The organism is Pseudoalteromonas sp. SR41-1 (assembly GCF_014164015.1).
Taxonomy (GTDB): domain Bacteria; phylum Pseudomonadota; class Gammaproteobacteria; order Enterobacterales; family Alteromonadaceae; genus Pseudoalteromonas; species Pseudoalteromonas distincta.
Window position 1 is genome coordinate 187,278 of the sequence record NZ_JACJEK010000002.1, and the last position, 20,722, is coordinate 207,999.

The following is a 20,722-nucleotide window of genomic DNA, read 5'->3' on the forward strand; positions in this document are numbered from 1 at the left end:
CTGTATTAACTGTTTACAAAATAGGTAATTGATGTGATTATTTAGTATGCAAAAAAAATCAATAAAGCATAAGGAAGCGCTATGAAAGCCCTCTATTTATTTCTACCATTAACTTCATTACTTGCGGCATGTGGATCGACACCTACTGCAGATAAGAGTGTAGAAAAGCTAAACCATACTGATGTATCAAATGCTGAAATACGCGATTATATAGATTTATCAAGTGTTGAGCTGCGCGACAGGGTGAAAGACTATTGGAATATTTCCACAAGAACAGAACCACGATATCCAATAGCTGCTGCAAAAAAAGGTCTTGCTGGTTGTGTAGAACTCATGACTATTATTAATTCTGAGGGTAAGGCGCAAGGATATAAAGTAATTTCTTCATACCCAAAGGGGTTATTTGATGAAGCCGCAGCGCAATCTTTAAATACATGGGCCTGGCTACCTACTAACGTAAATGTAGCTAAACAACCTGTACTTACTCATATCAGAATTGATTTCATGATTGATTCAATACCAGTGGGTAAAAAATATTTAAAAAATTGTCCGGCTGGCGAAACATTTCAAGTAACAGGTGAAATTAAAAAAACCTCCTACTGATGAAACATTTCAAGTAACGGGAAAGATTATAAGGTTTGAACAAAGTACTTATTTACCTCACTCTAAAGTTACTTTAAGTGTGTGTAACGTTTTAGATCGAACCTTTATAAAATCTGATGGGTATGAGTTTAATACGGATATTACAAATAACTAAATAAGCATCAAGAATAAGGAAATACTGTGAAAGCTCTCTATTTATTACTCCCGTTGAGCATGATGCTAACAGCCTGTTGCTCAACGTCTGATCAACAAGTAAACGATGAAATGCCGAGTTTTATTGATTTATCGAGTCCTGAACTGCGAAGTAAGGCAGGTGAATACTGGGATGTTGCTAAAAGAGTAGAGCCGCGATATCCGATAGAAGCTGCAAAGAAAAGTATTTCAGGTTGTGTTGAGCTTGCTATGTTAATTAATTCACAAGGTGAAGCCCAAGGGTATAAGGTTATTGCATCCTACCCTGAGGGTGTGTTTGATAATAATGCAGCTGCTGCTGTGGGTTTATGGCGCTGGAAAGCGACAACTGAAAATACGAGTAAGCAACCTATTCTAACTTATCTCAAAATGGATTTTATGGTGAGCCCAAAACCTACTGATGCAGAGTATTTGGCGCATTGTTCTAAAAATAAAGCCTGAAGGTAATTAATAGATATAAATATAATAAGCTAGGTGCTTGTTTACCTAGCTATAAAACTACTTACTTGCATATAAGCCATATTCATTTAGTGCTAACTTGCCATCTTTATCACTATCATAGCTTGAAAATCGAGACCACAAAGCGGGGTCTACAGCGGTTTCTGAACGTGTTAAAAAACCATCCTGGTTTCTATCAAGTTTTTCAAATTGCTCTGCAACATTGTTGCTTGCAGCAAAGCCTAATGTGCTAAAAATACTAAACGCAAAAAGCGCTATATAGCTTGTTTTTTTCATGAAAAATACTCAGTAGAGGTTATTGGTAAGGTAATTTTTAAATTCGATTAACGAAATTTGGTTATCTTGGTTTTTGTCCCATTTTACAAATGTGTTTAATAGTTGTGGTTGGGGATCAAGTTCGTCATGCGTTAAATAGCCACTTTTGTCGCTATCGAGGTGATCAAAGCGTTGCTTTACATCAAGTGCAGCGGCATCAAAGCTTAATAGCATTAAGATGCTTATAATAAGGGGAAGTATCTTCATGGTGTTCCTTCCAAAAGATGTATTTAAAGTTTGTGGCTAAAATAAAGTGAAAAGGAAAAAGCACTTGCCGTAATTTAACTCCCAACATTAAATCCTTTTACACACTCCCTCAGGGATTATGGCAAATGCTTTTAATTCCAGTTTACCTATAACAAGCTTAAGTAAAGCTTAATCAGTAATTACTCATTAAGGTTTAAAGCTTTCAAATTCTTTTTTTGAGACTTTTTCATCACCGTCTTCATCTAAGTCGGCAAATTGTCTCATTACTTCCTTATCTTCCTTTGCTTCTGCAATTGATATTTGTCCGTCCATGTCTTTATCTAAGTGGGCAAAACGCACATTTGTTGGCGATGCAATTACAGTGGCACTAATTGCTAAAAACATTAATGAAAAAGCGGCTATAAGTTGTTTCATAATCACGTTCCTTATTAAATGAGTTTATTGAATAAATTTTTTGAATTCATCTAGCGACAATTGCCCATCTTGATTAGTATCAATTTGAGAAAAATTCTCGTGTAACACAGCATCTTCACCTGCTTCGGCTTCACTTAATGTGCCGTTACTGTCTTTATCAAGTTCGTTAAAAGTCGCGTGAACGTCCATTGCGTGTGCATTAGCGCCTAAAAAGCCTAAAGCCAGTAATGATGAAATTACTAAAATGCGTTTGTTCATTATTATTTCCTTATTGATTAAAGTTATTACTCCTATTACAAAAATGGTGCCAATAATAATTGTTGTTATTTTTCAATTGGTTATTATTTTTTCTTAAAGCCAGTGAGAAGTTTTTACTGGGTTTATTGTAATTTTTGTGCGCCTTTTGCAACACTATTTAATGGGGTTAAAAGGGAGTTTATTAAAATCAACGAGTTACGTTGTCTCTATTTGGCGACACATTGTTTTGTAGTGCTGGCTGTTAATCGTATTAAATATAATTGCTGGTTCAGCTAGTGTATAAGGTAAGCACTTAATAATAGAACGCTTAACTTAAAAGGACTAAACGAAATGCCAGCAACCATAGCTAAAAAATACCAAGCAATGCTTAACTGGCGGCCTAATTTAATTGGGCAATTTGCAATGAGTATGCTGCTTTCGTTACTGCCGCTTTCTATAGTGGTGATCGTATTTTTAAATGCGCTTAATAAGCAATTAGCGGTTACTCAAAGTATTGTGAGTAGCAACTACCAAGTTACCAAATCGTTTAACACTTTAAAGCAAGAACTCAACAGTCTTGAACGCGCCACTAGACAAAACTGGGTATTAAAAAGTGAATCGCTAGATAAGCTCATTGTTGATAAATGGCAATCATCCCTACAAAGCATTGATGAACTCAAATTTGTAAACACGAATAAAGAGTATATCAACCAATGGCAACGCTTATATACCACCTTACAAACCGCGCATGTAGAGCTTGTTGAGCAAAAACAACAACAAGCTGAGCTATTTGTGCCAGTGAGCGATTTAGTTGCTGAGCTTACTTTATGGTTACGTGATAAAAACGAAGCGCAAATTACCAATAACCAAAAAGAGCTTACAAGCCTGCAAGCGTCATTTATAAATTGGCTGGTGGCACTTATTCCACTGACTTTAATTGTTGGGGGAGGTTTTTTATGGCGCATAAGTGGGCGGCTAAAAGGGTTAACTACGGTTATTGATAAGCTTGGGCAGGGGCATTGGCAGCAAAAAATATCTGTGAAAGGTTCAGCTGAGCTTGTTGAGCTAGGAGAAAAGCTCCAATGGGTACAAGAACAGCTTCATATGCTTGAGCAGCAAAAAGATACTTTTTTACGCCATGTAACTCATGAGCTAAAAACGCCGCTTGCTTCAATGGTCGAAGGCACTGACTTATTAACTGATGAAATAGTAGGCCCAATTACCGCTGAGCAAAAAGCAGTGCTTGAGCTTATTAGCCAATCTATGGTGCGCCTTCGTACAATGATTGACAGCTTGCTGAGTTATAATGCTATTCGCACCAGTAAAGACAGCTTAAGCGAAGTTGAATTTAGTCTTCTTATTAATAAAATTAATAGCCATTTTGAGCATCGCTTAACTGCGCGTCAGCAAGCTCTGCAGTGGCAAAATACTTTACCAAATAAACCGCTTGCTTTACCTAGTGAGCTTATTGAGATGATTTTAATTCAGCTTATTTCAAATGGCTTAAAATTTTCAGAAGATAAGCAAAGCGTTACTATTAATTTAGCGCTTGAGCAAAACCAGCTTTGTATCGTTGTGATTGATAAAGGGTGCGGTATTAAAGAGCAAGAAAAAACTCAAATTTTCAGCGCATTTTATCAAGGTAAACACAGTAAAAATGTTACGCTGCAAGGCAGTGGACTGGGTTTAACTATTGTAAAAGAGTCTGTTGAACAGCTAAGAGGTACACTTAGTGTTGAGCATAACGAGCCACATGGTTGCCGGTTTTCAATTAAAATTCCCATAACAAAAAATCTAGGAGTTAATTAACATGCGCTTGCGTTTAATCGCTATTTTATGTGTGCTCAGTAGCAGCATGGTTATATCAGGTTGTGAAATTAATAATGGGCAAGAAGAGCGTGTGTCAATTACACCTGCACCCGTGGTCGATACAATAAAAACGAACGACAAAAACAGTAACCCTAGTCCAAAACCTAGACCAAAAATTGAACCAAGCTATCCTCCTGCAGAGCAAGTTATTGCATGGCACGCTAATCAGTGTGGCGGGTTTAAATTGGTACCTAGCAAAGATGTTTTTACAGGCGAAAACGAGCTTAAACGCTTTTTTAAGTTCATGTGCTTAAACATAAATGATGATCCAAATACGGTAATGACTCAGTTGCTAAAACTCGATCTTGCTTACTTTTGGCCTGATGACATAAAGCAATATTTATGGCTTCAAAAGCAGCAAGTAACTATGCAAATAAATGCTAAAAAAGAGCAGCAAGCACTTAACAATAAAATGCAAGAAACCCTCTCATCGTTAGCAACGATTGAGCAGCAACTTTTACTACGAGAAGAAACGAAGGAGCAGTAACGATGGCCGCAACTAAAGTACAAGGTGTAAAAGTATTACTCGTAGACGACGACGCTAGCTTATTAAAACTGCTCGCTATTCGTATTGAATCAAAAGGATACGAAGTAACAACCTGCGAAAGCGGCTTAACTGCACTACAAATACTTAAAAGCCAAGTGTTTGATGCCGTTATAACCGACTTACGCATGGATGAAATGGATGGTATGGCACTGCATCGTCAGCTGCAAAGCCGCTACCCTGCATTACCTGTCATTATTATGACAGCGCACGGCTCAATTCCTGATGCCGTAGAGGCAACTAAGCAGGGCATTTTTGCATTTATAACTAAACCAGTGGATAAAGACGAGCTATTTGACAGCCTTGCAAAAGCGATAGAAATTCATGGTGTTAACGCCGATGAAGCTGCACCTAAAAGTAATATAGTTACGCGCAGTGGTGCAATGCTGCACTTGTTAGAGCAAGTAAAACTACTTGGGCCAACGCAAGTTAATGTACTTATTTCGGGGGCTAGTGGTACTGGAAAAGAATTACTCGCACAGGCGATTCATCAGCATAGCCATGTAAGCGGTGGCCCTTTTGTTGCAATTAACTGCGGTGCTGTACCAGGGGAGCTTTTAGAGTCCGAATTATTTGGTCATAAAAAAGGCTCGTTTACGGGTGCAATTAAAGATCACCAAGGTTTGTTTCAACAAGCACAGGGTGGCACGTTATTTTTAGACGAAATTGGCGATATGCCGCTTAACTTACAGGTTAAGTTACTGCGCGTATTACAAGAAAAAACAATTCGCCCGGTGGGTTTTCAAGAAGAAATAGCAATTGATGTACGCATAGTGTCGGCAACACATAAAAATCTTCCTGAAGCTATTTTAAACCAGCAATTTAGAGAAGATTTATACTATCGCTTAAACGTAGTTAATTTAAAATTACCGCCACTGTGTGAGCGCCGCGAAGATATAAGCTTATTAGCACAGCACTTTAGTGCAAGCATTGCTAAGCGCATGAACCAAACTGAAAAACACTTTGCAAGCGATGCTATGCATGCGCTTGTACGTTACGACTGGCCAGGTAATATCCGCCAATTACAAAACGTAGTAGAGCAGGTTGTAGCATTAACGCCAAGCGATGTTATTTCAGAGCATTTAGTGTTAGCTGCGCTAAATAGTAACGAAACAAACGTAGAACCATTATCACTAAACGACGCTAAAAAAGAGTTTGAGCGCGACTATGTAATTAACACTTTAAAAATGGCAGGTGGTAACGTAGCTGAAGGCGCTAAGCTTGCCAAGCGCAATCGCTCAGATTTTTATAAGTTGATTAAAAAGCATAATATTGATGTTGATAATTTAGGTTAAGGAAAAGCATGCAGTTATTTATGGTGTATTTAGGTGGCCGGATTCAAGGTTGCCACATTGAAATGCATGATATTCGTTTTGTAGTAGGGGAGAATATAGAGCAAACCTACTCAAAGTTAAAAAGCCAGTGGGTAGGAGACAGAAGTAGTGTTCACATGGATAGCTACATGGCAATTAATCATATTGATGGCTTTAAAGTAGAAGTTGTTGATAGCTATGTGGAGCAAAATAAACAACTCTATTTTGTAAATTTAGGCGCTTACAGAAGTGATTCAATGGCTGAGCAACATGACTTTGCACTGTATGTTGCAAGCAGTAGCCATGAAGCTAAAGAGCGTGCTAAAAACGATTTGCTCGCAGGGCTTAGTCATATTCATAAAGATGATTTACATGATGTGGACGATTGCTTTGCCATTGATTTACTCGACAGCCAGCTAAACATTAAGCTCACGCCTAGCGGTATATCGCAGCCGATAAAGCCAGACTGGTTTGGCTATCACATACTTTAAATTATAATAAGTAGCTAAAACAGAGTAGGATTAAGAGTCCTGCTTGTTTTGTTCATCCTTTTCGCTTTTAGCCGCCATTTTAAACGCCACAATAACCAACCCAAACATAGCAAACGGCAGTGCTGCCAACATGTATTCAACCAAATTACTGTCTTGAAAATTTGCTTGTAGTAAAAAGTGACCCGCCACACACATCAAAATAACCACTAATAAAATGGGTAGTAACATGAGTTCTTTTTTTGATGAATGGTTTTTCATTAATTATGAGGCTATAGCTAAAAATAATGCGCCATTGTAATGAGCTTACTTAAGCTTGGCAAATACCGCAGAATTTTTTAATTAATGATATGATTAGCGTCAAACAATTGGGCAAGTGTTATTGGGAATAAAGTGAAAAGTAACTTAAAACAAGTTTACCTCGTTGGCGGTGCAGTGCGCGACAAACTGCTAAATATAAAATCAAAAGATAACGACTATGTAGTGATTGGGGAAACACCAAAAACGATGGAATCGCTTGGTTTTGTGCCAATAGGTAGTGACTTTCCGGTTTACTTACACCCAAAAACAAAAGAAGAATACGCACTGGGGCGCACAGAGCGTAAAAGTGGCAAAGGCTATACTGGCTTTGTGGTTGATGCCAGCCCAACCGTTACGCTAGAAGAAGATTTAGCAAGGCGTGATTTGACCATGAATTCAATGGCGCTTGATGAACACGGTAATATTATTGACCCGTTTAATGGCCAAACTGACTTACAAAATAAAACACTGCGCCACACCACTGAGGCATTTGTAGAAGACCCTGTTCGAGTACTGCGTATTGCCCGTTTTTTAGCGCGCTATGGCAGCGATTGGCGTATTCACCCAAGTACCTATGCATTAATGCGCGAGCTTAAAAATAAAGGTGAGCTAAATCATTTAGTACCTGAGCGCGTGTGGCTTGAAACTGAAAAAGCACTGGGTGAAAAGCACCCTGAGCTTTATTTTGAAGCACTGCAAGGTTTAGGTATTTTTCCAGAACTTGAGCGCATGGTTAATGTACCGCAACCGGCAAACCATCATCCTGAAGGGGATGTATTTGTGCATACTATGTTGGTACTTAGGCGTGCAGCCGATTTAAATTTTAACTTAGAAGCACGTTTTGCTGCACTTACCCATGATTTTGGAAAAGCGCTTAGTTTTAAAAAGCATGGAAACCTACGTGGGCACGAACGCGAAGGTGTTGCAGTTATTGAGGCGTTTTGTGAGCGCTTAAAAGTGCCTAACCGTTTTCGCGATATTGGTGTACTCACCAGTGATAATCACACCCTTTGCCATACAGTTGATCAGTTAAGGCCGCAAACCATTCACAAGCTAATAGTGACTAACTTAAATGCGTTGGTACACCCAGAACGTTTTATAGCGTTTACCCAAGCATGCCAATGCGATGCACAAGGGCGTGGTGAAACACTGGTCGATAAGCCATACCCGCAAGCAGCTAAACTGCGAGCAATTCATACTGAACTGCAAAAAATGGATAAGAAACAAGTAGTGCAAGATGCACTTAAAAATGGCAAAAAAGGCCCTGAAATAGGCGAAGAAGTAAAACTTGCAGAAATAAACTGCATTAAAGCATTTTTAGAACATGAGAAGTCCCAAGCGTAATAAAATTAGACTAAGTAGTGCGATACACCTTGGTTTTTAGTCGCGTCGTGCTTTCTTAGCTCTTTGTAATTGGTGTTTTTTGGTTTTACCTCTTCAGACTTGGGCTTTTTAGAGGGCCTGTATAAGTCAAAAATAAAGTCTAGTTCTTCACGCTCTAGTGATGGTTTCATGAGTATTCCTTCAATTTAATACTTTAATATGATGTAGGGTATGGTCATTCGACTGAATAAAAAGTGAATAGTTACATTTGAAGTTGTACTAAATTGTAACCGGCAGGTTTTGAGGGATGAGAGGGGGTTGTTTGTTAATTTATATGGAGTTAAGGTAAATTAAAGTAGCTCTTTTTAACTAAAAATATACAGCTGAATTTAACTTATTGCGTACTTACTATTTGCATATAATGCTGGGGCTATAAATATAACGGTACAAATATAACGGTATAAATACAGCCCTAACCATTAGCTAACGGCAGTGTTACGGTAAACACTACACCATTACCTTGCTCGTTGTTTTGCGCGGTTACACTGCCTTTATGGTAATCGCACACCAGCCTTACAATATAAAGCCCTAACCCCAAATGTGGCTGTTGCTGCATTTGCTGGCTACGTACCGACACCATAGAGTCAAAAATATGCTCAGTGAGTCCTTCAGGTAAAGCAGGACCAGTATTACTCACTGTTAATGTTGCTTTATTTTCGCTCTGCTTAAGGCTTACATTAATAGCCGTATTGGCTTTGCTGAACTCCAGCGCGTTACTAATAAGTTTATCAAGCAGCTGGGCTATAAACTCCGGTGCACCTTGCATAGGTAATTTGCTTTGGCATACATCAAGCGTAAATAACTGGTTTGGGTAAGTAAGCTGGTAGCCTTGCATGCAACCATTTATTACTTTTTGTAAATCAAAAGGCTCAGACTCGTTGCTTTGAATACTCTGCTCAAGGCGGGTGGCTTCGCTCATGGTGGTTATTATTTTACCTAAGCGTTCAACGCCTTCACTGGCGCGGTCGAGGTATTTTTGGCTCTGCTCGTTCTGTGGCAAGCTTTGTAAGTTCTCGAGTGACGAGCGCACTACGGCAACTGGCGTGCGCAGCTCGTGGGATAACCGTGACGACATATTTTCTAAGTAATCGGTATAGCCACCAAGTCGGCTTACAATATTTGAAAAACTACGAGACAGATCCCCAATTTCATCGTTAGCATCGCTGTAATTAATACTGCCGGTAACACGCCCTTGTGCATCAATTGCTTGCTCAGCGGTATCGCGCAGCCGCCTAATTCGGTTCGATATACGTGAGGCAAAAAAGAACAATGTGACAGTACCAATTAGCATCACAGCTAAAATAACGTTAAAGAGTTTTTCAAGTGACTTGTTACGCAGCGTACGTACGCCGTTTGTGGTTTCCTCTGCTATTACCGCGCCAATTACTTGGTCTTGAATCCAAATAGGGTAAGCGGCCGATAAAATAACGGCTTTGCTGTCGGGAGTTAAGCGCCAAGACGATGCAGGTTGTCCTTTTAATGCTTTCGCTAAATGTGTGCCCTGCATAGAAGCTACATCGTGCAGGGTATCTAAAAACTCATTTTCGGGGCGCGTTAATATTTTATAGTAAATTGGGTGTAAGTAATTTTGCTCAAAGCGCTGCCACCAAGTTTCAGGTGCTTTGTTAGCAAGTCCATCAGCCCATACGCCATCTGCATTTTGAATAGTACCCGATTGCGCAAGTACACGATGATGGTTATCAACCACCCAAATGCGGCTACCACTGTGGCCCATACCTTTTAAAATACGGCTAATTTCTGGAGAAGGGACTAATACTGAGCCTAAATCGTTTGGGTTATTTAAGTTTGAGGTCGACATTATTTTAGGCTCTAGCAATGCCTCTTTACTATCAATGTCAACAATAGCAAAGCCAAGTTTGTTGCCCAGCATGCTAATAGGAAAGCGCAGCTCTACGTTATAACCTGATTCGGTACTTTCAAAATAGCCCTGAATTTTTGTAAAAGGGGCTTTGGTATTTGCATCAAACGCATTAACCCAGCCATCTTGGCGTGGCGCAATTATATAGGTATTAAATTGGCCGTCAGGTGTTTTTAAGCCAATTTGTAAATAATCGTTATTGGTAATGCTTAAACTATTTTTAGCGCGATAAATAAGGGTATTGTCGGTTACTTTAAATGCGGCGTATAAGTAGTTATCAAACTTGCCAACCATATGATCAAACGATAAGTCACTGGCTTGATGTTTGTTATCTGTTTTTTGTAAATAGCGTTTGTCGTAGTGCCAAAATAACGGTTGATAGCTGTCCCAATCGTTAAGTTTACCGTCGAGCTGAATAGGGTTTTTAAGATTATAAGCGTATAAATCACGACCTTTTACAACTTGGTCTAAAAAGTTGGTTTGCTCGTCAAATAATGCAGGGCGCTCATGTAATGCGGTAGCAAGTGCGCGAGTGGTGCCTACGAGGGTTTTTTCTTGGCCTTGGCGTAAAAACTTTTCCATTTCCCATACGTACTCGTAGCCAAGCCACGGTAGCAAAAACAAAAAACATGAAAGTAATATAAATTTACTGCGTAGACCAAATCGTAGCATTAGTATTGTTCCCACCTGTAGCCCATGCCATACACGGTATCTATGCAATCAAAGGAGCTGTCGAGTGCTATAAATTTTTTACGAATACGCTTTACGTGGGAAGTAATAGTGCTGTCGTCTACATAAATTTTTGCATCGCTCATTAAATCGTTACGGCTTTTAACATGGCCTGGTCGCTGGGCGAGTGAATGCAGCATCCAAAACTCGGTTACGGTTAAATCAACTAATTGTTGCTGCCAAAATACCTGCATACGTTGCGTGTCGAGCGTTAACTGCCCGCGTGTTATGAGTGCATTTGCATCAGCGGGTTGTTCAAGTGCTTCCATTCGGCGAAATAGCGCACCAATACGTGCAGCCAAGTGAGCCAAGCTTATGTCTTTTGTTAGGTAGTCGTCGGCGCCCATGCGTAGGCCGCATACGGTATCTATTTCGCTATCGCGGGCGGTTAAAAAAATAATAGGCAGTGTTTTAGAAAGCGATCGCAATGTTTGGCACAGTAAAAAACCACCATCTATTTCATGGCCTAGGCCAATATCAACAATGGCTAAATCGGGCAGGGCATTTTTAAATGCAGCTTCAGCGCTGGCGCGATCGGCAAAGCCACTGACTTGGTAGCCCTGTGCGCTCAGCATTTCTATGTAGTTTTCGCGGATTGCGGGTTCATCTTCAACGATGGCTATTTTTTTCATCTTAATCATTATCCTATCGGCTTTGCTGTGCACTATATCGAAGTTTTTAAGCTAAGTACGCTTAAAAAGGCAATTGCCATTTTTTTGCCACAATTGCTCAGCAGTTTGCCATTTTTGATCCCCTTTGTTGCCACTTGAACTTGTTTTAATAGGTCCATCAAAACAAAACATCACAAATTAAAAAGTAAGTTTAAGGGTCAAATCATGAAGAAGACATTAATTGCATTAACACTCGTTGCTAGTTTTTGTACTCCAGCAATTGCCTCAACATCTAACACGCCATCAAAAGAAGCCCATAAAGAAACGGCTATTGGTTTAGGTGCAGGCGCTATTATTGGCGGCGTAGTAGGCGGGCCAATAGGCGCGTTTATTGGGGCATTTGCCGGTGGTTTAATAGGTGATTCAAAAGTAGCTGATAACAAAATTGCAGAGCAAGAGCGTGCAATTACGGTTATGAAAGAAAAAACCAGCGATTACCAACACGTGCTTAACCACAACAATATGTTAGAGCAACAGCTAGAAGTGCTTGCCAATCAAAATGAGCAGTTAACTCAAGTTCAAATTAATAACTTATTGGCGATGACGGTGCAATTTAAAACAGGTTCAAGTGTTATTGCCCCGCATTTTGCACTGCAGTTAGACCAACTCGTTACCTTGTTAAACAACCAACCACAACTCGCACTTGATTTAAGTGGCTTTGCCGATCAGCGCGGCGATGAGCAAGCCAACCTTTTACTTTCTAAAGCGCGTGTAAATGCCGTGCAAAGCTATTTAATAAAGCACGGTGTGAGCCACAAACGTTTAAGCACGCAGGCATTTGGCGAGCAGCAAACATTGGCTAACAGCAACACGGTGGAAGATAACTTTTTTGATAGACGCGTAACGCTTACCACTCGCTCAATGAATCCAGTAAATGGCCAAACGGCGAGTAACTAAATCTAACTGAATCTAAGTAAAACAAAGCGTTCGATGGAGTGATTTTATGTTGAGTAAACCGACCAAAATGCTTACTAAAGTAAGCATTTTTATATTCATAGCGATTGTGCTGTTAGCGAGCTTCAAAAGCCATGCGCAATCACCCAAGTTAGAGCTTTTTGATAGCAATGGTGCGCCAGCAGGCCCAGCAATAATATTAAAAAGCGACGCCAATATGACCTTAACTGGCCTGATTAATCATGTTGTAGTCACGCAAACCTATCAAAACGAAAACCCGTTTGCGGTTAATGCGCGCTACGTTTTTCCATTGCCTGATGAAAGCGCCGTACATGCCATGACTATGCGTATAGGTGAGCGAGTCATTAAAGGCCAAATTGATAAAAAGGTAGAGGCCGAAAAAAAATACGAGGAGGCTAAAAAAGCAGGTAAGCAAGCGGCCCTTGTACGCCAGCAACGCGCCAATATGTTTATTACGAATGTGGCAAATATTGGCCCTGGTGAGCAAGTAATTATTGAGCTTGAGTATCAAGAAATAATTGATTACAGCAGCGGCACATTTGCTATTAGATTTCCTACTACCATTACACCGCGTTATCACGCGATTAGTGGTGAAGTTGAGGTTAATACTCAGAACCAAACGCACGTTAACTCACTCCCAACGGGATGGTTAAGCCCTGTTTACAGTATTAAAAGCAGTAATCAAAATGATAACGTACCAAGCAGCCAATTTAGCTTAAACATAGATATAGACGTAGGCTTAGAGCTGGTGGATATCAATTCTAAATTTCACAATGTTGAGGTGCAAAACACCGCGTTTGGACAATATAAAATAGCGTTAAATGAGACAAATGCAGTTAATCGCGACTTTGTACTTGAGTTTAAACCGCTGCAAAAAGAGCAAGCTCAAGCCGCATTTTTTACTCAGCAGTTTGAAAATGGTGACCGATACGGGCTTGCTATGCTAATGCCACCAGGGGATCATTTCACACAAACACAGCGCTTACCTCGTGAAATGGTATTTGTAGTTGATACGTCAGGCTCTATGCATGGGCAATCTATGGAGCAAGCTAAAAAAGCGTTGTTTTATGCACTTTCATTACTTGATAGCGACGACAGCTTTAACATTATTGGTTTTGACAACATAGTAACTCCAATGAGCGATAAACCTCTTATAGCCAGTGACTTTAATTTACGCCGTGCAGAGCGATTTATTTATAGCCTAGAGGCCGACGGTGGCACTGAAATACAAGGTGCGCTTAATGCCGTACTTGATGGTAGCGAGTTTGATGGTTTTGTGCGCCAAGTTGTATTTTTAACTGATGGCAGCGTAAGTAATGAAGATGCATTATTTAAAAATATTCAAAGTAAATTAGGCGATAGCCGCTTATTTACAGTGGGTATTGGCAGCGCACCGAATAGCTTTTTTATGCGCCGAGCGGCAGATATAGGTAAAGGCTCATTTACGTTTATAGGCAGCACAAGCGAGGTGCAACCTAAAATGCAGCAGTTGTTTGATAAGCTTGCACATCCGGCTATTACTAATTTGGGGCTAAGCGATGAAAGCGGTAACAGCTTAGATTTTTGGCCGTCACCACTACCTGATTTATATTTTGGTGAGCCTATCATGGTCGCCATAAAACTTAATAATGCTAAAAATGTGGTACTTGCTGGGCAAACAGCACAAGGGCCTTTAAGTATTAAATTAAGTACACAAAATAGCTCAAGCGCTCAAGGTATAGCAAAACTGTGGGCGCGCCAAAAAATCAAGTCATTACTTTTATACAACGAGCAAAATACAGTTAAAGATGAAGTACAGGAGCTTGCGCTTACTCATCAATTACTTAGCCCGTTTACTGCTTTTATAGCGATTGAACAAACTCAAATAAAGGAAGTGGCAGAGCAAACGGCGCAAGCTACTAATGCAGTACCACAAGGTATGGCAATGCGTTTACCGCAAACCGATGGGCAAAGCAGGTTACATATATTACTAGGCTGTATTTTATTATTGGGATTTAGCGCCCTTAAAATAAACCGATCATTTAAATTAAGCAGGGCACGTAAATGAAAAAGTGGCTAAGCGCGGGTTTACTAATAGCTGGGCTTGGATTATTTGGTCACGGTGCTTATATGCAGGCAAAAGCATGGCTTGCTCAAGTATTAATTGAGCAAGCATGGCAAGAGGCGCTTAAATCACCCGGCACTCAAGTAAAGCCGTGGTATTACGCCGACAGCTACGTGACTGCAAAGCTTGATTGGCCAAGCCATAATAAAACATTAAGTGTATTGGCTGGAGCGAGTGGTCGTAATTTAGCGTTTGCGCCTAGCCAATTTTTACCTGCAGGGGAGCTGGGCGGAAAAGAATTTGGAAACGAAAAGGGCGCGCTAATAGCTGGGCATAACGACACCCACTTTGCATTTTTACAACACGCCAAAGTGGGAGAGGCGTTTACTTTGCAGCTGCAAAGTGGAGTGATTCAAAATTATAAGGTAACGGGGATTGAGGTTATTCATCAATCCCAAAACTCATTTATACAAACACCTGGGCTGTATTTGCTTACCTGTTACCCTTTTGATTCGCTTGCCTCGGGTACTGATTTAAGGTTGCTTGTATCTGCGCAAATGTCTTCGCCTGATTCGCTAAGCGGTATATCAACCACGAGTTCTTGATGGCGCTGGCTTACCATTACGCCAATAAATACCACAAATATGCTCAGCCATTGCCAAACGTTGAGCACTTCCCCCAAAATAATAGCTGATAAAATAAGTGTAAAAATAGGAATTAAATTAGAGTACGCAGCAGCGGTTAATACTGATACTTTGCTAATTGCATAGTTGTACATGCCGTAGCCGCCAAGGGTTACACACGAACCTAAATACAAAATGCTCATGAGCGCAGTTAAGTCGTGTTGGTTTTCGCTTGGTAGGTCGATAAAAAATAAAAACGGCGCAAAAAACAAGCTGCCGCTAATACCTTGCAACGCAATTAAAGTCAGGGGTGAGTAGCGATTAGCTAAATGTTTAATACTTACGGTATAAAATGCAGCGCACACCATCGCCATAAGCTCTAAAAAGTTACCTAGTAACGGATTAGGTGCTTGGTCGGTACTTGGTGAAAGAAGCGTAAGTAAAATACTGCCGCCAATACACAGCGTAAAACCGACAACAATGGCTTTGCTTATATGCTCTTTAAGTAATACAAAGGCAAGCAACGCAATAATAATAGGTAAGCAAGAGACAATAACACCGGCCTGCGAGGCTGATGTGTATTCCATTGCATGGCCTTCAAATAAAAAGTATAAGCAAGGCTCAGCAAGCGACATACCCACTAAATACTTCCAGTCACCTTTTAAATACTCAAACCGAATAACGTAGCGCCATAAACAAAGCGACAAAACTAACGTGGTGAGCATGCGTAAAAATATCACCAATGCAGGGTCGTAAATAGCAATGGCGTATTTGAGCGCAATAAAAGAGCTGCCCCATAAAAAGGTGGCAATAATTAAACATAAACTGGCAGGCATAGAGAGTAATTTACTTAATTTAATAAAATCAGATCCTAGCATGAAAATTTTTAACTTGTTCAAAAATACCGAGCTGGTATAAATTAATTCATCTTTAATTAATCAATAGTAAAAAGCACATGCAAAGGGAACAGGTAATAGTTGTAAAGCTTGGTACAAGCGTACTAACTGGCGGCAGCGATAAGCTAGACAAAGCACATATGGTTGAATTAGTACGCCAATGCTGCGAGCTTAAAAAGCGAGGCCACCAGGTTATTTTAGTATCGAGCGGCGCGGTAGCTGCTGGGCGCGAACAACTATTAAAACCCTGTGGCAGAAGCTTAATTGATAAACAAATGCTTGCTGCAATTGGACAAGGTCAACTTATTCATATTTGGCAGAGCTTGTTTGCTTTATATGGGGTAAATGTAGGGCAAATGCTGCTTACTCGCGCTGATGTAGACGACAGAGAGCGCTACCTTAATGCCCGCGATACACTCAATGCATTATTAAATTACGACGTTGTGCCCATCATTAACGAAAATGACGCAGTCGCTACCAGTGAAATAAAAGTAGGCGACAACGATAATTTATCGGCACTTGTCGCTATTTTGGCTAATGCTAATAAGTTACTGCTACTTACCGATCAAGAAGGGTTATTTACCAGCGATCCTCGCACCAATGCCGATGCCACCCTCATTGGTGAAGTAACACATATAAACGATGAGCTGCGCCAACTTGCTGGTGGCAGTGGTACAAACTTAGGTACTGGCGGCATGGCAACCAAATTACAAGCAGCCGACATTGCAAGGCGTGCAGGCGTTGAAGTCATTATTGCTAAAGGCGCTGGTAAAAACGTTATTTTAAAATGTATGAGTGACGAGTTACCTGGTACACGCTTTTTAAAACTCACCGCCCCAAAAGATGGCCGTAAAAAATGGCTACTAGCTGGGCCTAAAAGTACCGGCCAAATTGTTATAGATGCAGGTGCTATTAGTGCCCTTCAAAATAAAGGTGCAAGCTTACTTGCTAAAGGCGTTACTAATGCATTTGGACGTTTTGAAAGAGGCGATTTAATTGATTTAATAGATACTAAAAATCAAGTAATTGCACGTGGCTTAACGCGTTTTAGCAGTACCGAGGTAAATAAAATCAAAGGCGCACACTCAAATCAAATAGGTGAGTTACTTGAATACGATAGTGGTGCAGAAGTATTGCATCGCGACGACTTAGTATTACTTTAATACCTATTCTAAAGGATTAGTTAATAAGTATTACCTCATAACTTAGTAAATTCATGAGTATTGTCTAGACTAATAAAAGTTTAATTAGTTTAGGCAGTGTAATGAAGGCAAATAAGTGTGGGCACGAATGGATTATTAAGCTTACCCAGCAAGAGGAAGAAAGTGATTTAGATAGCGCATTAATACAAATAATTAGCGACTTGCTCGAAGTTGATAATTTTGCCATTTACGTCAATAAAAATTTTTCAGCCCCCATACCCCCTACTCTTATTAATTCAAACAGTAATTTAGAGCAATTAAGCCCAGATGAAGCATCATTGTTATTACAAAAGGTCACTCAAAATAAAATTAGGGTGAGCTATGCCTTTAGTAGCACAACAAGTTACGTGCCTATTTATCATTTTGGAAAAGTAGTCGGCACTTTATTAATAGAAACCGAGCAAGAATTACCAGAACGAACAACTATGTTAGCTGTACATATTTTAAATATTTATGCTAATCAGCTTGGGCTATTATATAAGTCGCGGTTAGATCCACTTACAGAGCTTTTAAATAGGCAAACATTTGATAAAAAAGTAATTGAGATTGTATCGGGTAACGGTTTTTTGTTACCAAGAAATGATAACAATAAAAAGCGACGTTGGTATTTAGCTATTGCCGATATCGACAACTTTAAAAATATTAATGATAACTACGGGCATGTAATTGGCGATGAGGTTATTTTACTTATTGCACGGCTACTAAAAAATAATTTTAGAATAGAAGACTATGTATTTAGGTATGGTGGTGAAGAATTTGCAATGTTATTTCAAGCAAAAACAGAGGCAGATGCACATGTTGCACTTAACCGGTTACGGCTTAATGTTGCCCAATACCCTTTTCCACAAATTGGCCAATTAACCATTAGCATTGGTTTTTTAGAGTTAGTGAGTATTGATACTGTATCGAGTATTGTAAATCAGGCTGATTTAGCGCTTTACTACTCTAAAAATACTGGCCGTAATAGAGTTACCTCCTACAGTGAATTAGAAGTTAATAACGAACCAAAGATAGATAGCAGTATTGAGCTTTTTTGATTGTAAATTTGTGCTAAAATCTGGCTCCTTAAATTGTTGTAAGCAGAGCACAGAACATGAAATTAGTTCGTTGGTTTTTAGGTTGTATAATCTTATTCTTTAATTTTGTATTTACTCCTCGCAGTAAAAAGCGTGCAAGCGACGAGCAAGCACAGCTTGATCAGCAAACCTCACAATTTAAACTGTACCAATTTAAAGCATGCCCGTTTTGTGTAAAAGTACGCCGCGCTATTAAGCGCGAAGGCTTAAACATAGAAACGCGTGATGCAAAAAATAATGAGCAATATCGTCAAGAGCTTCTTGAGCAAGGCGGCAAAGTTAAAGTGCCTTGTCTGCGTATAGAGAAAAATGGCCAAGTACAATGGCTGTATGAATCAAACGATATTATTGCTTACTTAAACAAAGTAGCTGCATAAACCACTTTTATTATCTCACTTATTTAAAGAGAATTTACCATGACAATTCGCACCCGTGTTGCCCCGTCGCCAACTGGTGACCCGCATCTTGGCACCGCTTATATCGCCTTATTTAACTACTGTTTTGCTAAACAACAAGGCGGTGAATTTGTACTTCGTATAGAAGATACAGACCAAGTACGTAGCACGCCAGAGTCTGAACTTGCGATTATGGATAGCTTACGCTGGTTAGGGCTTGAGTGGGATCATGGTCCTGATGTGGGTGGCGAATTTGGTCCTTACCGTCAATCTGAGCGTAGCGATTTATATAAAAAATACGCGCATCAGTTAGTTGACGATGGGAAAGCGTTTTACTGCTTTGCAACAAGCGAAGAGCTTGATCAAATGCGTGAAGAGCAAATGGCAGAAGGCTTGCGCCCTAAATACGACGGTCGTGGTTTAAACCATACAGATGAAGAAATTAAAGCAAACTTAGCGGCAGGCAAACCTTACGTTATACGTATGAAAATCCCAAGCGAAGGCACATTTAAGTTTAACGACTACCTACGAGATGAAATTGAGATCCCGTGGGAAAACGTAGACATGCAAGTGCTTTTAAAAGCGGATGGTTTCCCAACGTACTTTTTAGCGAACGTAGTTGATGACCACCATATGCAAATTAGTCATATTTTCCGTGGCGAAGAGTGGATTAACTCAGCACCTAAGTTATTAAAACTTTATGAAGATTTTGGTTGGGAAGCGCCGGTACTTGGTCATTTACCATTACTACGTAACCCAGATAAATCAAAGCTGTCTAAGCGTAAAAATCCAACGTCTATTAACTACTATAAAGAAATGGGTTACCTACCAGAAGCCGTGCTTAACTACTTAGGTCGTATGGGTTGGTCAATGCCAGATGAGCGTGAAAAGTTCACACTTAATGAAATGATTGAAAACTTTGACATGAAGCGCGTATCGCTTGGTGGCCCAGTATTCGACGTGGATAAATTAAGCTGGTTAAACGGCATGTGGATCCGCGAAAACCTAACCGACGAGCAGTTAATTCAGCGCTTTGTTGATTGGAAGTTTAACGGTGAGATGTTAGCTAAAGTATTACCTGAGGCTAAAACGCGTATTAATACCCTTTCGGATATGGTTGAGCTTGCTGGACATTTTGTAGGTGGTATTCCAACTTACGATCCTGCGCTATTAACAGCTGGTAAAGCAGACGAAAACGTAATACGCCAAGCACTACAATTTTTTGTATGGCAGCTAGAAGGCTTACGTAGCTTTGATAAGCCCGCTATTTTTGCAATTGCAAAAGAAGTGGCTACATTCCACGAGCTTAAAATTAAAGACTTTTTAGAGCCAATTTTTGTCGCAATTACAGGCAAAACATCAAGTACGTCAGTGCTTGATGCAATGGAAATATTAGGCTCTGACTTATCACGTGCTCGTTTACGTGTTGCACTTGCTCATTTAGGTATTTCTAAAAAGCAGGCTAAAAATATAGAGCGTGCGTACCGCGAATACCCAAGTGCATAATTACTAAAATGCACTTATAAAAGCCGAACTTAGTAAAATAAGTTCGGCTTTTTTGTTTCAGGCTGTTTAGCTATATGACATCGTATTTTGATATTGTTTAACTAAAGTATTAGTACTTAGCCCAATGATACAATAGGGCATATAAACTCATAGGAGGCAGTATGATTGCACCTGTAAAAAACAAAGCCATTTTTAGCAGTAACACATTTTCGATAAACCTTGTTACTTACCCAACCAATCATAGCGTAATGAACCATATTGACCCTGTGCAGCAAGGGCGCTATTACAAGCTCAATTTTGTATTAGAGAAACCTAAAGCGGGTGGGGTATTTAAATGCTCTAAATGCATTATAAATTTATTTAATCGCGTGTATTTGTTCAGACCCGATAAGTACGAACACAGCGTATCTAAAATCGAGTCTGGAAAGCGTGTGCTACTGAGCTTTGCGCTTAATATATAAT

The 20,722-nt window shown here is 39.8% G+C and carries 24 protein-coding genes; 15 read left to right on the plus strand and 9 right to left on the minus strand.

The genetic code is table 11. From position 1 onward, the window contains the following. Positions 1 to 81 precede the first annotated feature (81 nt). Positions 82 to 603 carry an energy transducer TonB gene (locus H5118_RS02345; protein ID WP_182747655.1) on the plus strand — a complete coding sequence of 174 codons (522 nt, stop codon included), beginning with the start codon at positions 82 to 84 and terminating at the stop codon, positions 601 to 603. A 180-nt stretch (positions 604 to 783) separates the two neighbouring features. After that, positions 784 to 1,236 carry an energy transducer TonB gene (locus H5118_RS02350; RefSeq protein ID WP_182747657.1) on the plus strand — a complete coding sequence of 151 codons (453 nt, stop codon included), beginning with the start codon at positions 784 to 786 and terminating at the stop codon, positions 1,234 to 1,236. 57 nt (positions 1,237 to 1,293) lie between these two features. Here H5118_RS02350 and H5118_RS02355 read toward each other — a convergent pair whose 3' ends face one another. The 4 genes from H5118_RS02355 to H5118_RS02370 form a co-directional block, all read right to left on the minus strand. Then, on the minus strand, positions 1,294 to 1,530 hold the full coding sequence (locus H5118_RS02355; protein ID WP_182747659.1) for an EF-hand domain-containing protein: 237 nt from the start codon (positions 1,528 to 1,530) through the stop codon (positions 1,294 to 1,296). A gap of 9 nt (positions 1,531 to 1,539) precedes the next feature. Next, entirely contained in the window at positions 1,540 to 1,776 is a 237-nt protein-coding gene (locus tag H5118_RS02360) for a calcium dependent protein (RefSeq protein ID WP_033021630.1), read from the minus strand. Positions 1,777 to 1,962: 186 nt separating this feature from the next. Continuing rightward, positions 1,963 to 2,190 (minus strand): hypothetical protein, encoded by a 228-nt coding sequence (locus H5118_RS02365; protein WP_024597597.1) that lies wholly within the window; start codon positions 2,188 to 2,190, stop codon positions 1,963 to 1,965. Between the two features lie 24 nt (positions 2,191 to 2,214). After that, on the minus strand, positions 2,215 to 2,448 hold the full coding sequence (locus H5118_RS02370) for an EF-hand domain-containing protein (protein WP_002961641.1): 234 nt from the start codon (positions 2,446 to 2,448) through the stop codon (positions 2,215 to 2,217). A gap of 330 nt (positions 2,449 to 2,778) precedes the next feature. Here H5118_RS02370 and H5118_RS02375 point away from each other — a divergent pair, with 330 nt between their 5' ends. The 4 genes from H5118_RS02375 to H5118_RS02390 are packed head-to-tail and all read left to right on the plus strand — an operon-like array spanning position 2,779 to position 6,644. After that, positions 2,779 to 4,236 (plus strand): sensor histidine kinase KdpD, encoded by a 1,458-nt coding sequence (locus H5118_RS02375; RefSeq protein WP_182747661.1) that lies wholly within the window; start codon positions 2,779 to 2,781, stop codon positions 4,234 to 4,236. Position 4,237: 1 nt separating this feature from the next. Continuing rightward, complete coding sequence (locus H5118_RS02380; RefSeq protein WP_182747663.1) at positions 4,238 to 4,783, plus strand: hypothetical protein; 546 nt, start codon at positions 4,238 to 4,240, stop codon at positions 4,781 to 4,783. A 2-nt stretch (positions 4,784 to 4,785) separates the two neighbouring features. Beyond that, positions 4,786 to 6,135: a sigma 54-interacting transcriptional regulator gene (locus H5118_RS02385; protein WP_182747665.1), complete on the plus strand. Its 1,350-nt coding sequence runs from the start codon at positions 4,786 to 4,788 to the stop codon at positions 6,133 to 6,135. Between the two features lie 8 nt (positions 6,136 to 6,143). Then, the gene (locus H5118_RS02390; RefSeq protein WP_002961636.1) at positions 6,144 to 6,644 is read left to right on the plus strand and encodes a DUF1543 domain-containing protein; all 501 of its coding nucleotides are present in this window, start codon (positions 6,144 to 6,146) and stop codon (positions 6,642 to 6,644) included. A 30-nt stretch (positions 6,645 to 6,674) separates the two neighbouring features. Here the strand turns inward: H5118_RS02390 and H5118_RS02395 are convergent, their stop codons facing one another. Continuing rightward, the gene (locus tag H5118_RS02395) at positions 6,675 to 6,902 is read right to left on the minus strand and encodes a hypothetical protein (protein WP_182692551.1); all 228 of its coding nucleotides are present in this window, start codon (positions 6,900 to 6,902) and stop codon (positions 6,675 to 6,677) included. Between the two features lie 132 nt (positions 6,903 to 7,034). Between H5118_RS02395 and H5118_RS02400 the strand changes: the two genes are divergently transcribed. Next, positions 7,035 to 8,285: a multifunctional CCA addition/repair protein gene (locus H5118_RS02400; RefSeq protein WP_182747667.1), complete on the plus strand. Its 1,251-nt coding sequence runs from the start codon at positions 7,035 to 7,037 to the stop codon at positions 8,283 to 8,285. Between the two features lie 5 nt (positions 8,286 to 8,290). Here the strand turns inward: H5118_RS02400 and H5118_RS02405 are convergent, their stop codons facing one another. The 3 genes from H5118_RS02405 to pdsR all read right to left on the minus strand — a co-directional run bounded on the left by H5118_RS02405 (position 8,291) and on the right by pdsR (position 11,564). Beyond that, on the minus strand, positions 8,291 to 8,455 hold the full coding sequence (locus tag H5118_RS02405) for a hypothetical protein (RefSeq protein WP_182196201.1): 165 nt from the start codon (positions 8,453 to 8,455) through the stop codon (positions 8,291 to 8,293). Positions 8,456 to 8,736: 281 nt separating this feature from the next. Continuing rightward, entirely contained in the window at positions 8,737 to 10,875 is a 2,139-nt protein-coding gene (gene pdsS, locus H5118_RS02410; protein WP_182747669.1) for a proteobacterial dedicated sortase system histidine kinase, read from the minus strand. After that, positions 10,875 to 11,564, minus strand: a complete 690-nt coding sequence (gene pdsR, locus H5118_RS02415) for a proteobacterial dedicated sortase system response regulator (RefSeq protein WP_182721372.1) — start codon at positions 11,562 to 11,564, stop codon at positions 10,875 to 10,877. Before pdsR ends, pdsS begins: the two co-directional genes overlap by 1 nt. 204 nt (positions 11,565 to 11,768) lie before the next feature. Here pdsR and pdsO point away from each other — a divergent pair, with 204 nt between their 5' ends. The 3 genes from pdsO to H5118_RS02430 are packed head-to-tail and all read left to right on the plus strand — an operon-like array spanning position 11,769 to position 15,167. Continuing rightward, positions 11,769 to 12,500 carry a sortase-associated OmpA-like protein PdsO gene (gene pdsO / locus H5118_RS02420; RefSeq protein ID WP_007377011.1) on the plus strand — a complete coding sequence of 244 codons (732 nt, stop codon included), beginning with the start codon at positions 11,769 to 11,771 and terminating at the stop codon, positions 12,498 to 12,500. A 46-nt stretch (positions 12,501 to 12,546) separates the two neighbouring features. After that, complete coding sequence (locus H5118_RS02425) at positions 12,547 to 14,565, plus strand: marine proteobacterial sortase target protein (RefSeq protein ID WP_182723962.1); 2,019 nt, start codon at positions 12,547 to 12,549, stop codon at positions 14,563 to 14,565. Further along, positions 14,562 to 15,167, plus strand: a complete 606-nt coding sequence (locus H5118_RS02430) for a class GN sortase (RefSeq protein ID WP_182747671.1) — start codon at positions 14,562 to 14,564, stop codon at positions 15,165 to 15,167. The genes H5118_RS02425 and H5118_RS02430 overlap by 4 nt, the downstream gene beginning before the upstream one ends. Here H5118_RS02430 and H5118_RS02435 read toward each other — a convergent pair. Beyond that, positions 15,062 to 16,021 (minus strand): DMT family transporter, encoded by a 960-nt coding sequence (locus tag H5118_RS02435; protein ID WP_024597327.1) that lies wholly within the window; start codon positions 16,019 to 16,021, stop codon positions 15,062 to 15,064. The genes H5118_RS02430 and H5118_RS02435 overlap by 106 nt on opposite strands. A 119-nt stretch (positions 16,022 to 16,140) precedes the next feature. On the opposite strand from H5118_RS02435, the gene proB reads away from it, so the two are divergent. The 5 genes from proB to H5118_RS02460 all read left to right on the plus strand — a co-directional run bounded on the left by proB (position 16,141) and on the right by H5118_RS02460 (position 20,721). Then, positions 16,141 to 17,244 (plus strand): glutamate 5-kinase, encoded by a 1,104-nt coding sequence (proB, locus tag H5118_RS02440; RefSeq protein WP_182747673.1) that lies wholly within the window; start codon positions 16,141 to 16,143, stop codon positions 17,242 to 17,244. A 101-nt stretch (positions 17,245 to 17,345) separates the two neighbouring features. Next, entirely contained in the window at positions 17,346 to 18,320 is a 975-nt protein-coding gene (locus H5118_RS02445) for a GGDEF domain-containing protein (RefSeq protein WP_182747674.1), read from the plus strand. A 56-nt stretch (positions 18,321 to 18,376) separates the two neighbouring features. Continuing rightward, positions 18,377 to 18,736, plus strand: a complete 360-nt coding sequence (locus tag H5118_RS02450; RefSeq protein WP_002961611.1) for a glutaredoxin domain-containing protein — start codon at positions 18,377 to 18,379, stop codon at positions 18,734 to 18,736. A 39-nt stretch (positions 18,737 to 18,775) separates the two neighbouring features. Further along, positions 18,776 to 20,260: a glutamate--tRNA ligase gene (gltX, locus tag H5118_RS02455; protein WP_002961608.1), complete on the plus strand. Its 1,485-nt coding sequence runs from the start codon at positions 18,776 to 18,778 to the stop codon at positions 20,258 to 20,260. Positions 20,261 to 20,421: 161 nt separating this feature from the next. Next, positions 20,422 to 20,721, plus strand: a complete 300-nt coding sequence (locus H5118_RS02460; protein WP_002958795.1) for a hypothetical protein — start codon at positions 20,422 to 20,424, stop codon at positions 20,719 to 20,721. Position 20,722: the final 1 nt, after the last annotated feature.

What these genes read in the sequence shown, in the direction of transcription:
- H5118_RS02360 (WP_033021630.1), bottom strand. Translation starts at nt 1,776, where the DNA reads ATGAAGATACTTCCCCTTATTATAAGCATCTTAATGCTATTAAGCTTT.
- H5118_RS02345 (WP_182747655.1), top strand. Translation starts at nt 82, where the DNA reads ATGAAAGCCCTCTATTTATTTCTACCATTAACTTCATTACTTGCGGCA.
- proB (WP_182747673.1), top strand. Translation starts at nt 16,141, where the DNA reads ATGCAAAGGGAACAGGTAATAGTTGTAAAGCTTGGTACAAGCGTACTA.
- H5118_RS02380 (WP_182747663.1), top strand. Translation starts at nt 4,238, where the DNA reads ATGCGCTTGCGTTTAATCGCTATTTTATGTGTGCTCAGTAGCAGCATG.
- H5118_RS02460 (WP_002958795.1), top strand. Translation starts at nt 20,422, where the DNA reads ATGATTGCACCTGTAAAAAACAAAGCCATTTTTAGCAGTAACACATTT.
- pdsS (WP_182747669.1), bottom strand. Translation starts at nt 10,875, where the DNA reads ATGCTACGATTTGGTCTACGCAGTAAATTTATATTACTTTCATGTTTT.
- H5118_RS02395 (WP_182692551.1), bottom strand. Translation starts at nt 6,902, where the DNA reads ATGAAAAACCATTCATCAAAAAAAGAACTCATGTTACTACCCATTTTA.
- H5118_RS02390 (WP_002961636.1), top strand. Translation starts at nt 6,144, where the DNA reads ATGCAGTTATTTATGGTGTATTTAGGTGGCCGGATTCAAGGTTGCCAC.
- pdsO (WP_007377011.1), top strand. Translation starts at nt 11,769, where the DNA reads ATGAAGAAGACATTAATTGCATTAACACTCGTTGCTAGTTTTTGTACT.
- H5118_RS02430 (WP_182747671.1), top strand. Translation starts at nt 14,562, where the DNA reads ATGAAAAAGTGGCTAAGCGCGGGTTTACTAATAGCTGGGCTTGGATTA.
- H5118_RS02435 (WP_024597327.1), bottom strand. Translation starts at nt 16,021, where the DNA reads ATGCCTGCCAGTTTATGTTTAATTATTGCCACCTTTTTATGGGGCAGC.
- pdsR (WP_182721372.1), bottom strand. Translation starts at nt 11,564, where the DNA reads ATGAAAAAAATAGCCATCGTTGAAGATGAACCCGCAATCCGCGAAAAC.
- H5118_RS02385 (WP_182747665.1), top strand. Translation starts at nt 4,786, where the DNA reads ATGGCCGCAACTAAAGTACAAGGTGTAAAAGTATTACTCGTAGACGAC.
- H5118_RS02450 (WP_002961611.1), top strand. Translation starts at nt 18,377, where the DNA reads ATGAAATTAGTTCGTTGGTTTTTAGGTTGTATAATCTTATTCTTTAAT.
- gltX (WP_002961608.1), top strand. Translation starts at nt 18,776, where the DNA reads ATGACAATTCGCACCCGTGTTGCCCCGTCGCCAACTGGTGACCCGCAT.
- H5118_RS02405 (WP_182196201.1), bottom strand. Translation starts at nt 8,455, where the DNA reads ATGAAACCATCACTAGAGCGTGAAGAACTAGACTTTATTTTTGACTTA.
- H5118_RS02445 (WP_182747674.1), top strand. Translation starts at nt 17,346, where the DNA reads ATGAAGGCAAATAAGTGTGGGCACGAATGGATTATTAAGCTTACCCAG.
- H5118_RS02365 (WP_024597597.1), bottom strand. Translation starts at nt 2,190, where the DNA reads ATGAAACAACTTATAGCCGCTTTTTCATTAATGTTTTTAGCAATTAGT.
- H5118_RS02355 (WP_182747659.1), bottom strand. Translation starts at nt 1,530, where the DNA reads ATGAAAAAAACAAGCTATATAGCGCTTTTTGCGTTTAGTATTTTTAGC.
- H5118_RS02370 (WP_002961641.1), bottom strand. Translation starts at nt 2,448, where the DNA reads ATGAACAAACGCATTTTAGTAATTTCATCATTACTGGCTTTAGGCTTT.
- H5118_RS02425 (WP_182723962.1), top strand. Translation starts at nt 12,547, where the DNA reads ATGTTGAGTAAACCGACCAAAATGCTTACTAAAGTAAGCATTTTTATA.
- H5118_RS02375 (WP_182747661.1), top strand. Translation starts at nt 2,779, where the DNA reads ATGCCAGCAACCATAGCTAAAAAATACCAAGCAATGCTTAACTGGCGG.